The following is a 13,225-nucleotide window of genomic DNA, read 5'->3' as shown; positions in this document are numbered from 1 at the left end:
GACCACGCCCTGGGCCCAAGCCACCACCGGCTTGGGAAACCGGTGCAGGCTGTAATCCAGCCGGTATTCCTTGCTGAAGAACCGCACGGGCGCCCCGGAATCGGCGCCGCCGCTGAGCGCGTCATACAGCTTGCGCAGATTGCCGCCGGCACAGAAGCCCTTGTCACCGGCGCCCTGCAACAGCACCAGGCAGATCCGGTCATCGTCGGCCCAGCGGTCCAGCGCTGCCTGCATGGCGTCGATCATGGCTTCAGAGAGCGCGTTGATGCTGTCCGGCTCGTCCAGGGTAAGGATGCCGAGACGGCCCTCGGCGCAGTGTCTTTCTTCAATCAGGATGGGCATGGCTGGTGCTGCACTCCGCGGCTGGCTGGTGGACGGGGCCTCCAGTACTTTGGGATGAATGACGGCGAAAAGTCATCGGACCAAGGTGTCACTGCGTAAAGAATTCCTGGGGGAGGCCCCTGGTTCCAGCCTTTTTTAGTCATTTCCCGCTGTGCTATAAGGGGATGAACGCGTAAAGATTAAGCAATGACCAATATAAGTGCCGACAAGTAAACCAATAAATCGTTCGATGAGAGGTTAGACCGCATGATTCTGAAAAACTACACCGCAGCCGGAGTTTTCGCTGTTCTGGCCGTTGCCCCCATGCTGGCCAGCGCTGCCGGCGATCCGGCGGCGGGCAAGGCCAAATCCGCGGTATGCGCGGCCTGTCACGGTGCCAACGGCATCGCCCAGATCCCCACTTACCCCAACCTGGCGGGCCAGAAGGAGGGTTACCTGGTGCTGGCGTTGAACGCCTACAAGAACAAGCAGCGCATGGGCGGTCAGGCGGTGGTCATGCAGGGCCAGGCTGCCAACCTGAGCGAGCAGGACATGGCGGACCTGGCGGCCTTCTACGCCAACCTGCCGGCCGACGGCGGTAAGTAACCCTCACCGTTCTCAGTCTTTGGCAGTAACCGGCCGCTCTTTGGTGGCGGCCGGAAGGGAGTAAGACCGGTCCGGCATTGGCCGGGCCGCGTCAGGCCCCCTCCCGCTGTACAATCCGGTAGCTGGGGCGATAGGCCGAACTGCCCGGCAGCTTCATCCGGTTCTGTTCGACGAACGCCGTCAACAGGGCCTCCAGGGGCTTGAGCAGGACCGGGTCGCCGGCGATCTCGAATGGTCCCTTCTCCTGTACCTGCCGGATCCCCTGTTCCTTCACGTTGCCCGCCACGATGCCGCTGAAGGCCTTGCGCAGATTGGCCGCCAGCATGTGAGTGGGCTGGTTGCGGTGCAGTTCCAGCGCCAGCATGCTTTCGTGGGTGGGCTCGAAGGGCATCTGGAACACCGGATCGATCTTCATCATCCAGTTGAAGTAATAGGCGTCCTGGTTGCTGCGGCGGAAGGTTTCCACCTCGGCGATGCCTTTCTTCATGGTCTGCGCCACCCGGACCGGATCGTCGATGATGATCTCGTATTTGCTTGTGGCCTCTTCCCCGAGAGCGTTGCGGATAAACTCGTCGATCATCTGGAAGTAGCCGGCGTTCTCCTTGCGGCCGGTGAAGACCACCGGGAAGGGCAGGTTGGCGTTGTCCGGATGCAGCAGGATGCCCAGAAGATAGAGGATTTCCTCCGCCGTGCCCACGCCGCCGGGGAACACGATGATGCCGTGACCCGCCCGTACGAAGGCCTCCAGGCGCTTCTCGATGTCCGGCATGATGACCAGTTCGTTGACGATGGGGTTGGGGGCCTCGGCGCCGATGATGCCGGGCTCGGTGATGCCGATGTAGCGTCCGTTCTTGACCCGCTGCTTGGCGTGGCCGATGGTGGCGCCCTTCATCGGCCCTTTCATGGCACCGGGACCGCAGCCGGTGCAGATGCTCAGCCCCCGCAGGCCGAGTTCGTGGCCGACATCCTTGCTGTAGACATACTCTTCCCGGCTGATGGAATGGCCGCCCCAGCACACCACCATGTCCGGCGTACGGCCGGCCTGCAGCACCCGGGCGTTGCGCAGTATGTGGAAGGTCAGGTTGGTGATGTCGTCCGGGTCATCGCGGCGGAAGCCGGCGATGGCCGTGGGGATGGAGTGGGAGTAGACGATGTCCCGCAGCACCGAGAACAGGTGCTCCCGGATCGCCCGCATCATTTCGCCATCCACAAAGGCATTGGCGGGGGCGTTGATCAGCTCCAGCTTCAGGCCCCGGGGCTGGGGCACCAGGCGGACGTCGAAGTCCGAATGGATCTCCATCAGGTCCTTGCAGTCATCGGTTTCCACGCCGGTATTGAGCACCGCCAGGGCGCATTGCCGGAACAGGCGGTAGAGGCCACCTTCGCTGCGGTCCTTGAGGCGTGCCACTTCCTGGTTGGAGAGGATTTCAAGGCTGCCCTCGGGGGAAACCAGTGCGTTGATGGTGTCCTGACTCATGAAACCTTGTGCTCCTGCGATGCCAGCAAAGCTGTCGAAACAATGATAGTATTTACCTGTTAAAAGTGCGGCCAACGCCGGGACGCAGGCCGGACGGACTAGCCTAAGGGGTTTGGCGTGTTTTCGCCACCCATCAAGCCATCACACTGACCTACACCCAATGCCATGAAGCTTCTTATCCGCCCCGCCCCCGAGGTCACCATCAAGAGCAAGCCGGTGCGCCGGCACCAGATGCGGCACCTGCGCCAGAATATCCGCAAACTGCTCAAGCAGCTGGACGAACGGATCCGGGTGGATGGCGCCTGGGACCGGGTGGTGGTGACGGCGCCGGCAGACGCCCCGGACCCGGCGCTGGTGATCGAGAACCTGCGGCGTATTCCCGGTATCTCGACCATCCAGGAGATTGCCGAATTTCCCCTGCGTGGTCTGGATGACATGGCCGAGCGCGCCCTGGCGGCCTTCGCCGGGCGCCTGCAGGGCCGCAGCTTTGCGGTCCGGGCCCGGCGCCAGGGCAATCATGACTTCCGCTCGGACCAGGTGAACTGTCACGTCGGCCGGGTGCTGCTGGAACGCAGCGGCGCCGCGAGGGTGGACCTGAAACATCCCGAGGTGCTGGTGCGGATCGAGATCCAGCAGGACAGCTATCACATCGCCCATCATCGCCACCGGGGTTTGGGCGGCTACCCCCTGGGCAGTGTGGAGTCGGTGATGACCCTGATCTCCGGCGGCTACGACTCGTCGGTGGCGGCCTACCTGATGCTGCGCCGGGGTATCCGGTCGCACTTCCTGTTCTTCAATCTGGGCGGTACCGCCCACGAGGTGGGCGTGCGTCAGGTGGTGCACTACCTCTGGTCCCGCTACGGCGCCTCCCACAGCGCCAAGTTCATTTCGGTTCCCTTCGAGGGGGTGGTGGCGGAAATCATGCGCTCGGTCAACCACCGCCATTGGGGTGTGGTGCTCAAACGCCAGATGCTGCGGGCCGCCGCCGAGATTGCCGCCCGCAACAACGCCGCCGGCCTGGTGACCGGCGACGCCGTGGCGCAGGTCTCGAGCCAGACCATGACCAATCTCAACGTGGTGGATCGGGCCTGCGACCAGGTGGTGCTGCGGCCCCTGATCGCCATGGACAAGGAGGAGATCATCCGCCTCGCCACCGAGATCGGCACCGAGGCCTTTGCCCGCAACATGCCGGAATACTGCGGCGTGATTTCGCAGAAGCCGGTGACCCGGGCCAAGCTGCCGAGAATCGAGTCGGACGAGGCGTTGATGGACCCGCAGGCACTGGCGGATGCGGTTGCCGGCCGCAGCGAGTGCCCGGTGGACCAGCTGATGGCGCCCCTGGTGACGCCGGAAGAGGTGGAAATGGTGACCACTCCGGCGTTGGGGGATGTGATCATCGATCTGCGCCACCCCAGCGAGGGCGAGCGCTCGCCGCTGGCGCTGACCGGCAATCCGGTGATGAAGATTCCCTTCTATCAGCTCAGTGAGGAGCTGGCCACGCTGCCGGCCGACCGGCAGTACCTGCTGTATTGCGACCGCGGCACCATGAGCCGGCTCCACGCCGGCCACCTGCGGGCCGCCGGCTACGACAACATCCGGGTGTACGCGCCCTCCTACTGATCGCTGCCAGGGGCTTTCGGGGGCCGGACCATTGTCTAGACGACGCCCAGGCCCCGGAAGAACTGCTGCACGTTCTCGCTCAGACTGTCCAGGTCGTAGCCGCCCTCCTGCACCACCAGGGTGGGCAGCCCGGCGCGGCCGATGCGCTTGCCCAGGCGGTTAAAGCCCTCGCTGCTGACCGAGACCTTGGCCTGGGGGTCCTTGTGGTAGATGTCGAAACCCAGGGGCAGGATCAGGGCATCCGGCTGGAACAGCGAGATGGCGGCCATGGCCTCTTCCAGGCGGTTGAAGAAATCCTCCTCCGACGAGCCGTGGGGCATGGGCAGGTTGATGTTGTAGCCGTAGCCTTCACCCTCGCCACGCTCATCCTCGAAGCCGGTCACGACCGGATAGAAATTGGTAGGGTCGCCGTGGATGGAGATATAGAGCACATCGCTGCGATCATAGAAGATCTCCTGGATGCCCTGGCCATGGTGCATGTCGGTGTCCAGGATGGCGATGCGGGGAAAGCGGGCGGTCATCTTCTCGGCCGCGATGGCGGCATTGTTGAGGTAGCAGAAGCCACCGGCGGCATCGCGCCGGGCGTGGTGGCCGGGCGGGCGGCACACGGCATAGGCGGTGCGGTCGCCCGCCATCAGGGCATCGGCGGCACCCAGTACGGTCTGGGCTGACCAGTAGGCGGCATGCCAGGTGTTGGCGCCAATCGGGCAGCTGCCATCCGCCAGGTAGCGGGCCGCTTCAGCCAGTATGCCCCGCATCGGGTTGGGGGAGCGCACAAAGATGTTGGACATCACCTCGTCGCCCCAGTCATCGGGCTGGTCCTTCCAGCGCCGGTGGGCGGATTCTAGAAACCGCAGGTAGCCCAGGTCGTGCACCCGGGCGATGGCGCCGGCGCCCTGATCGGCCGGTTCCAGCACGTCAATATCCAGGCTGCGCAGGCCCTCCAGCATGTGGCCGGTACGGTCCGGCACTTCCTGGGGCTGGCGCATCTGACCGCGGGTGAAATAGCTTTTCGGGATGTGCTGGTCCTGTGCAGGGTGAAAAAACGCTTTCATCATCCGGCCTCCTGAAATGGGTCATCCCAGCAGTATAGGCTTCCAGTCGAACGGGTCAAAACCGCCCGGCCTGCCGGCGCCTCCCTTTACAGGGCAAGGTTCAGCGGCCACTATGAAATGACCGACTGTACCGAGTTCGAGTAGTCAAAACGCGACTGCAACCAAGGAGCCAAGACGATGGAGTCACCACTGCTGAAGAACCTGCAGGGCTACGTGGGCGGTCGCTGGACACCGTCCAGCGACGGCAATACCTTTGATGTCTACAACCCGGCCAACGGCGAGGTCCTCGCCAAGGTGGCGTCGATGACCGCCGACGACGTGACCGAGGCCATCAGGGCCGGTTCCAAAGCCCTGCGCCTGACCAACCCCTACTCCATTGAGACCCGGCGGGGCTGGCTTGAAGGCATCCGCGACCTGCTCAAGGACAACAAGGAGGAGATCGGGCGAATCCTCACCTCGGAGCACGGCAAGCCCCACAAGGAAGCCCAGGGCGAATGCGAGTATGCCGCCGGGTTCTTTGACTACTGCGCCAAGCACATCCAGGCGCTGGATTCCCATACCCTGACCGAGAAGCCGAAGGACTGCTCCTGGACGGTGCACTACCGGCCCATCGGCGTCACCGGGCTGATCACGCCCTGGAACTTTCCCATCGGCATGATTGCCAAGAAGCTGTCGGCGGCGCTGGCGGCGGGCTGCCCGTCGGTGATCAAGCCGGCCAGCGAGACCCCGCTCACCATGATTGCGCTGTTCAGCCTGATCGATGACAAGCTCGACCTGCCGGACGGCATGGTAAACCTGGTGATGGGCAAGGCCAGCGTCATCGGCAAGGTGCTGTGCGAGGATCCCGACGTCACCATGCTGAGCTTCACCGGCTCCACCGAGGTGGGCCGCAAGCTGCTGGTGGACACCAGCGAGCAGGTCAAGAAACTGGCGCTGGAGCTGGGTGGCAACGCCCCCTTCATCGTGTTCGAGGACGCCGACCTGGACGCCGCCGTCACCAACCTGATCGGCAACAAGTTCCGGGGTGGCGGCCAGACCTGCGTCTGCGCCAACCGCATCTTCGTGCATGAGAAAGTGGTGGACAGTTTCGCCGACAAACTGGCGGAGAAGGTCAACGCCATGACCGTGGGCGACGGCCTCAAGGAGGACGTGGACATCGGCCCTCTGATCAACCAGGGCGGCTACGACAAGGTCAAACGCCATGTCGAGGATGCCCTGTCCAAGGGCGCCAAGCTGGTGGCGGGCAAGCAGCCCTCGGAACTGAGCGGCAAGGACCTGTTCTTCCCGCCGACCGTGGTCTCTGGCATCAAGCCTGACATGGCCTGTTACCGGGAGGAGACCTTTGGCCCGCTGGTGCCCATGGTCAGCTTCAGCGATGAGGACGAGGTCATTGCCGCCGGTAACGACACCGAATTCGGCCTGGCGGCCTATCTGTTCACCGCCGACACCGAGCGCGCCCAGCGGGTGGCCGCCGGTCTGCGCTTCGGTCATGTGGGCTGGAACACCGGTACCGGTCCCACCCCGGAAGCGCCCTTTGGCGGCATGAAGGCCTCCGGTATCGGCCGCGAGGGTGGCCTGGAAGGCCTGTTCGAGTTCGTCGAGCCCCAGACGGTGCCCCGGGGCTTTTGAGGGTCCGCCCTGTCTCAGGCAGGGCACCACCACGGCATGGCCCTGAGTGGCCATGCCGGATTTCCCGCCTGTTTTCCCCCCTGTTCAAGGACGATGGCGACCTTGCCCGGAGAGAGCCGGCAAGCCGGCGGCGGTCCTGTTATACTCGGTCACCTGTTCATATAACCAGTAGCGAACGAGTGCCCCTATGGATGTTTCCCCCATCATCGATCCCCTCAACCAGGCCCAGCGCGAGGCGGTCACCGCCCAGAATGATCATCTGCTGGTGCTGGCGGGGGCGGGCAGCGGCAAGACCCGGGTGCTGATCCACCGCATGGCCTGGCTGATGCAGGTGGACCAGCTGCCACCCACCAGCCTGCTGGCGGTGACTTTTACCAACAAGGCGGCCCGGGAGATGCGCTACCGCATCGAGCAGATGCTCAACCTGCCGGCCCGCGGGCTCTGGTTCGGCACCTTCCACGGCATTGCCCACCGCCTGCTGCGCTCCCACTGGCAGGATGCCGGCCTGCCGGAGAACTTCCAGGTGCTGGACAGTGACGACCAGCTGCGGCTGATCAAGCGGGTGATGCGGGAGTACCAGATCGATGAGAGCCGCTGGCCACCCAAGCAGGCCCAGTGGTTCATCAACAGCCAGAAAGATGAGGGCCTGCGGGCCGACCATATCCAGGACAACCCGGGCGATCATTTCACCAGCACCATGCTGAAGATCTACCGCCAGTACGAGAAGCTCTGCCAGCAGGCCGGACTGGTGGATTTCGGCGAGCTGCTGTTGCGATCCCACGAGCTCTGGCTGCACAGGCCGGAGCTGCTGGCGCACTACCAGCGCCGTTTCCGCCACATCCTGGTGGACGAGTTCCAGGACACCAACACCATCCAGTATGCCTGGCTGCAGGTGCTGGCGGGCAACCGGGTGCCGCTCACCATCGTCGGCGATGACGACCAGTCCATCTACGGCTGGCGCGGCGCAAAGATCGAGAACATCCAGCAGTACCAGCGTGACTTCCCTAACGCCCGTCTGGTGCGGCTGGAGCAGAACTACCGCTCCACCCAGCTGATCCTCAAGGCCGCCAACTCGGTGATCGCCAACAACCAGGGCCGCCGGGGCAAGGAACTCTGGACCGACGGCCCCGAGGGCGAACCCATCAGCCTCTACGCCGCCTTCAACGAGCAGGACGAGGCCAACTACATTGCCGACACCATCAGCAGCTGGGTGTCAGACGGGAACCTGCGCAGCGAGTGCGCCATCCTCTACCGCTCCAACGCCCAGTCCCGGGTGCTGGAGGAGTCCCTGATGCGCCAGGGCATTCCCTACCGGGTCTATGGCGGCCTGCGGTTCTATGACCGCCAGGAAATCCGCAATGCCCTGGGTTACCTGCGCCTGGTGCACTACCGCAACGATGACGCCGCCTTCGAGCGGGTGGTGAACATCCCGCCCCGGGGCATCGGCGCCAAGAGCCTGGCGGAGATCCGCGAGCTGGCCGGTCATGAGAGCCTGTCGCTGTGGCAGGCCGCCGACCGCCTGCTGGCCGCCGGCCACCTGAAAGGCCGTGCCAAGACTGGCCTGCAGCAGTTCATGGAAATCATCGTGTCCCTGACCGAGATGGCCCAGAACGCCAGTCTGCAGGGGCTGGCCCGCCAGGCCATCGAGGCCAGCGGGCTGAAGGATTACCACGCCAGCGAGAAGGGTGAGAAGGGCCAGGCCCGGGTGGAGAACCTGGACGAGCTGATCAACGCCATGTCGGATTTCGAGGTGGATGAGGGCATGGACGCGCTGGCGGAGTTCGTGGCCCAGGCGGCACTGGATGCCGGCGAGGCCCAGGCCGAGGCCCACGAGGACAGTGTCCAGCTGATGACCCTGCACTCTGCCAAGGGCCTGGAGTTCCCGCTGGTCTTCCTGGCGGGTGTGGAGGAGGGGCTGTTTCCCCACAGCATGTCGCTGGAGGAACCGGGCCGCATGGAGGAGGAGCGCCGCCTGGCCTACGTGGGCATCACCCGGGCCATGAAACGGCTGATCCTGACCTACGCCGAATCCCGTCGCCTGTATGGCCAGGAGAAATTCCACGCGCTGTCACGGTTCGTCCGGGAGATTCCTGGGGACTGTATCCAGGAGGTACGCCTGCGCAACACCGTCACCCGCCCGGCCATGATGCAGCGGCCCAACGAGAGCCTGTTCGACCGGGAGGCGGCCAAGGAGACCGGCTTGCGGCTGGGTCAGCGGGTACGGCATCCCAAGTTCGGCGAGGGCGTGGTGATGAACTGCGAGGGCAGCGGCCACCACGCCCGGGTCCAGGTCAACTTCGATGAGGGCGCAAAATGGCTGGTGCTGGCTTACGCGCCCCTGGAGCCCTGCTGATCCGGCACTTCCCGGATGCGGCCGTTGTCGTCGATGGCGACGAACACGAACAGCGCCTCGGTCACCTTGCGGGCCTTGTCGCTGTTGCGGTCCAGGGTCCAGACCTCCACGTTGATCTTCATAGAGCTGCGTCCGATGTCCACCAGCTCGCAGTAACAGCCCACCTGGGAGCCCACCCGCAGCGGTGACAGGAACTCCATCCGGTCGATGGCAACGGTGGCGTTGCGGCCTTTCGATATCCGCCCGGCGGTGGTGGCTGCCGCCATATCCATCTGTTTGACCAACCAGCCGGCATAGACATCACCATTGGCGTTGGTATCCGAAGGCAGGGGCACGACCTGGATCATCAGGTCCCCCCGCGGGCGGGGCTTGTCGTCGTCAAGTGGGGTCATGGACAGCTACCTCAGGCTTTTGTTTTGTGCATGGTAATACGCCCATGGCCCGCTGCAAGCGAAAACCGTGGTTGTAATCTATTTTTACAGATGTCACAAAGGTGTCATAAAAGATCCGTAGTCTGCTCCACATCGGCTAACCAGCGCCGGTTTGTCTGAAGGTCAGAACCTGTATTCCGGCGATACGCGGAGCAAGCCTGGCCTTGTCAGCGTCCATAACGCAGCTTGAACAGCTCACATTGAACGATGGAGACCCAACGTGATCAAACTGAAATCAGCCATTGCCAGCGTCGCCGTAGCGGGTGCCATGGCGGCCGTTTCCACCCCGACCCTGGCCCGTGACACTATCAGCATTGTCGGCTCCTCCACTGTCTACCCGTTTGCCACCGTGGTGGCGGAGCGTTTCGGTACCAAGACCGACTTCCCGACACCGAAGCTCGAGTCCACCGGCTCCGGCGGCGGTTTCAAGCTGTTCTGCCAGGGCATCGGCACCCAGCACCCGGACATCACCAACGCTTCCCGCCGCATGAAGCCCTCCGAGCTTGAGCTGTGCGCCAGCAACGGCGTCAGTGACGTCACCGAATTCCGTATCGGTTCCGACGGCATTGTCATCGCCAGCACCAAGGAAGCTGAAAACCTGAACATCACCCTGGAGCAGCTGTTCCTGGCGCTGGGCAAGCAGGTACCGTCTCCCCAGGATCCGACCAAGCTGGTGGCCAACCCCTATGAGAAGTGGAGTGAAATCGACTCCAGCCTGCCCAACAAGCCGATCCGTGTGATGGGGCCGCCGCCGACTTCCGGTACCCGCGACTCCTTCAACGAGCTGGCTCTGCAGGGCGGTTGTGAAGACCTGCCGGCCGTGGCCAACATGGGCGAAGACGAGATGGAGTCCGTGTGCCAGAGCATTCGTGAAGACGGTGTCTTCATCGAAGCCGGTGAGAACGACAACCTGATCGTGCAGAAGCTGATCGACGACACCACCCTGTACGGCGTGTTCGGTTTCAGCTTCCTGGAAGAGAACGCCGATCGTCTTCAGGCCGCTACTCTGAATGGCGTCGAGCCCACCAACGAGAACATCGCGACCGATAAGTACCCGGTGGCCCGTTCGCTGTTCTTCTATGTGAAGAAAGCCCACGTTGGTGTGGTTCCGGGTATTCCCGAGTACGTGGAGGAGTTCACCAGCATGGCCGCCATGGGCCCCAACGGCTACCTCAAGGACGTGGGTCTGATCGTGCCGACCCGCGATGCCCTGATGAAGCTGCAGGACAAGGCCGAGAACATGCCGAACCTGACCATGGATGAGCTGAAGTAACCGGAAAGTATCCGGCCTGGAAAGGAAAGGGTGCGTGCTTTTGGGCACGCACCCTTTCGTTCGTGTGGAACCCCCGTGCCAGGGGGTCCCAAAAGCTTTAAACTTGGTACCTCTTGAACGTCGCAGACAGGATTTCTGATGCAACCGGCCAATCTGCTCCTGCTAACCCTTGTGCTGGCCCTTGTGGCCTATGGCCTGGGGTATGCCCGCTCCCGTGCCCTGGCGATGCCCATGGGTGGTATCCGTCACCTCAAATCACTGCCCTTCTACTACGGTGCCCGAGCGGCACTCTGGTGCGGCATTCCCGCCCTGCTCGTGCTGGCGCTGTGGGCGTCCTTCGAGGGTAAGGTGATCCAGATCCTGGTGATCGGATCGCTGCCTCCGGAGATGATTCCCGAATCAGAGGGTGAGGCCAGCCTGCTGCTCAGCAAGATCAGCAATGTGGCCAGCGGTGCCTTGCCGCCGAACTTCGTGAACGATGCCATCGTTCAGGCGGCTGAGCGTCTGCAGTCGCTGCGGGAACAAAGCCGCAACCTGATGGCGGTGCTGGTGCTTTCGGTGGCGGTGCTGGCGGCGTTTCTGGGCTGGCTACGGGTGCAGCCGAGGATCAATGCCCGGGCCCAGGTGGAGTCGATCCTGAAGTGGCTGTTCTTTGCCTGTGCGGCACTGGCTATCCTGACCACGATCGGCATCATTTTCTCGGTGGCTTTCGAGACTTACCGTTTCTTCACCAAGATTCCGTTTACCGAATTCTTCTTCGGCACCCAGTGGAGTCCCCAGACTGCGTTGCGGGCCGACCAGGTGGCCGCTGAAGGCGCCTTCGGCATGATTCCGCTGTTCACAGGCACCCTGCTGATTTCCGCCATCGCCATGGTGGTTGCGGTGCCGGTGGGGCTGCTGTCGGCCATCTATCTGTCGGAGTACGCCAACAAGAAAGTGCGGGGCGTGGTCAAACCGCTGCTGGAGATGCTGGCCGGTATCCCCACCGTGGTCTATGGCTTCTTCGCCGCCCTCACGGTAGCCCCGTTTATCAGTGACCTGGCGGCGTCGCTCGGCATTCAGGCGTCGTCCCAGAGTGCGCTGGCGGCCGGTGCCGTCATGGGCATCATGATCATTCCGTTCGTGTCCTCCCTGTCCGATGACGTCATCAATGCGGTGCCCCAAAGCCTGCGGGACGGCTCCCTGGCCCTGGGCGCCACCCAGTCGGAGACCATGAAGAAGGTAATCTTCCCGGCGGCCCTGCCCGGCATCATGGGTGGCATACTGCTGGCGGTCTCCCGGGCCATTGGCGAAACCATGATCGTGGTGATGGCGGCGGGCCTGGCGGCCAACCTTACCGCCAACCCGTTGGAAACCGTGACCACAGTCACCGTGCAGATCGTTACCCTGTTGGTGGGCGACCAGGAATTCGACAGTGCCAAGACCCTCGCCGCGTTCGCCCTGGGTGCCATGCTGTTCCTGGCCACCCTGCTGCTGAACGTGATCGCCCTGAAAATCGTGCGCAAATATCGGGAACAGTATGACTGACCAAAGCACCCAGGCGGAGATTGTCCGCAAGTCACTCAAACGCCGCTATGCCAAGGAGCGCCGGTTCCGTGCCTACGGCATCCTGGCCATCCTGATTGCACTGGCGGCCCTGTTCGTGCTGTTCGCCGACATCGTGAGCAAAGGCTACCCGGGGTTCATGAAGACCACCATGACTCTCGAGGTGAATCTCGATCCCGAGATGATGTACCTGGATGATCCCACCGACCCACGTCAGCTCAAGAACGCCGACTTTGTCGAGCCCCTGGTGCAGGCCCTGTTCCGCACCATCCCGGGAGCGGGGGAGGATGACCGCAAACAGGTCCGCAACCTGATCAACCCCTATGCATCGGTGACCCTGCGGGAGGCCATCAAGGCCAATCCGGAGTGGCTCGGTAGCACCCAAACCATGACCTTCCTGACGCACACAAATGTGGATGTCTACGTCAAGCACGCCGGCGACGAGGACTACTCCATCAAGCTCGACCAGCAGCAGCGCCAGTGGGTGGATACCCTGCTGGAGCAGGGCGTGATCGAGACCTCCTTCAACGATGTGTTCTTCAGCCGTGGTGACTCGAGGGATCCGTCCAAGGCCGGTATTCTGGGCGCCGTCGTGGGCTCTCTGCTGGTCATGTTCGTGACCCTGATCCTGTCCTTCCCGATCGGGGTGGCAGCGGCGATCTACCTGGAGGAGTTCGCACCCCAGAACAAGTTCACCGACTTCATCGAGGTCAACATCAACAACCTGGCGGCGGTGCCTTCCATCATCTTTGGTTTGCTGGGTCTGGCGGTGTTCATCAACCTGTTCGGCATGCCGCGATCGGTGCCGGTGGTGGGTGGTCTGGTGCTGACCCTGATGACCCTGCCCACCATCATCATTTCCAGCCGCGCCGCCATCAAGAGCGTGCCGCCATCCATCCGCGAGGCGGCGGAAGG

At 63.3% G+C, this 13,225-nt stretch carries 11 protein-coding genes; 7 read left to right on the top strand and 4 right to left on the bottom strand.

The features are described from left to right. Nucleotides 1-342, bottom strand: a 342-nt coding sequence (locus R3280_RS13250; protein ID WP_318999085.1) for an enoyl-CoA hydratase/isomerase family protein, incomplete at its 3' end; no start/stop codon positions are given. A 246-nt stretch (nucleotides 343-588) separates the two neighbouring features. Between R3280_RS13250 and R3280_RS13245 the strand changes: the two genes are divergently transcribed. Continuing rightward, nucleotides 589-927 (top strand): cytochrome c, encoded by a 339-nt coding sequence (locus R3280_RS13245; protein WP_318999084.1) that lies wholly within the window; start codon nucleotides 589-591, stop codon nucleotides 925-927. 91 nt (nucleotides 928-1,018) lie between these two features. On the opposite strand, the gene ppnN is transcribed toward R3280_RS13245, so the two are convergent. Beyond that, complete coding sequence (gene ppnN, locus R3280_RS13240; RefSeq protein ID WP_318999083.1) at nucleotides 1,019-2,404, bottom strand: nucleotide 5'-monophosphate nucleosidase PpnN; 1,386 nt, start codon at nucleotides 2,402-2,404, stop codon at nucleotides 1,019-1,021. A gap of 165 nt (nucleotides 2,405-2,569) precedes the next feature. On the opposite strand from ppnN, the gene thiI reads away from it, so the two are divergent. After that, complete coding sequence (gene thiI / locus R3280_RS13235) at nucleotides 2,570-4,024, top strand: tRNA uracil 4-sulfurtransferase ThiI (protein WP_318999082.1); 1,455 nt, start codon at nucleotides 2,570-2,572, stop codon at nucleotides 4,022-4,024. 35 nt (nucleotides 4,025-4,059) lie between these two features. On the opposite strand, the gene R3280_RS13230 is transcribed toward thiI, so the two are convergent. Next, nucleotides 4,060-5,079: a histone deacetylase family protein gene (locus tag R3280_RS13230; RefSeq protein ID WP_318999086.1), complete on the bottom strand. Its 1,020-nt coding sequence runs from the start codon at nucleotides 5,077-5,079 to the stop codon at nucleotides 4,060-4,062. Between the two features lie 177 nt (nucleotides 5,080-5,256). Here R3280_RS13230 and R3280_RS13225 point away from each other — a divergent pair, with 177 nt between their 5' ends. Next, entirely contained in the window at nucleotides 5,257-6,708 is a 1,452-nt protein-coding gene (locus R3280_RS13225) for an NAD-dependent succinate-semialdehyde dehydrogenase (protein ID WP_318999081.1), read from the top strand. A gap of 187 nt (nucleotides 6,709-6,895) precedes the next feature. After that, the gene (gene uvrD, locus R3280_RS13220; RefSeq protein ID WP_318999080.1) at nucleotides 6,896-9,061 is read left to right on the top strand and encodes a DNA helicase II; all 2,166 of its coding nucleotides are present in this window, start codon (nucleotides 6,896-6,898) and stop codon (nucleotides 9,059-9,061) included. On the opposite strand, the gene R3280_RS13215 is transcribed toward uvrD, so the two are convergent. Next, complete coding sequence (locus R3280_RS13215; RefSeq protein ID WP_318999079.1) at nucleotides 9,037-9,453, bottom strand: acyl-CoA thioesterase; 417 nt, start codon at nucleotides 9,451-9,453, stop codon at nucleotides 9,037-9,039. The two genes, uvrD and R3280_RS13215, sit on opposite strands and share 25 nt — an antisense overlap. Nucleotides 9,454-9,712: 259 nt before the next feature. Between R3280_RS13215 and R3280_RS13210 the strand changes: the two genes are divergently transcribed. From R3280_RS13210 to R3280_RS13200, 3 genes are all read left to right on the top strand, one after another. Next, a complete protein-coding gene (locus R3280_RS13210; protein WP_318999078.1) occupies nucleotides 9,713-10,765 on the top strand; it encodes a substrate-binding domain-containing protein in 1,053 nt (350 codons plus the stop codon). A gap of 138 nt (nucleotides 10,766-10,903) precedes the next feature. Beyond that, a complete protein-coding gene (pstC, locus tag R3280_RS13205; RefSeq protein ID WP_318999077.1) occupies nucleotides 10,904-12,292 on the top strand; it encodes a phosphate ABC transporter permease subunit PstC in 1,389 nt (462 codons plus the stop codon). Further along, the coding region (locus R3280_RS13200; RefSeq protein WP_318999076.1) for a PstA family ABC transporter permease at nucleotides 12,285-13,225 on the top strand (941 nt) is incomplete at its 3' end. The genes pstC and R3280_RS13200, both read left to right, overlap by 8 nt.

Source organism: Marinobacter sp. (genome assembly GCF_033722195.1).
GTDB lineage: Bacteria > Pseudomonadota > Gammaproteobacteria > Pseudomonadales > Oleiphilaceae > Marinobacter.
This window is presented reverse-complemented; position numbering and strand designations above follow the sequence as displayed.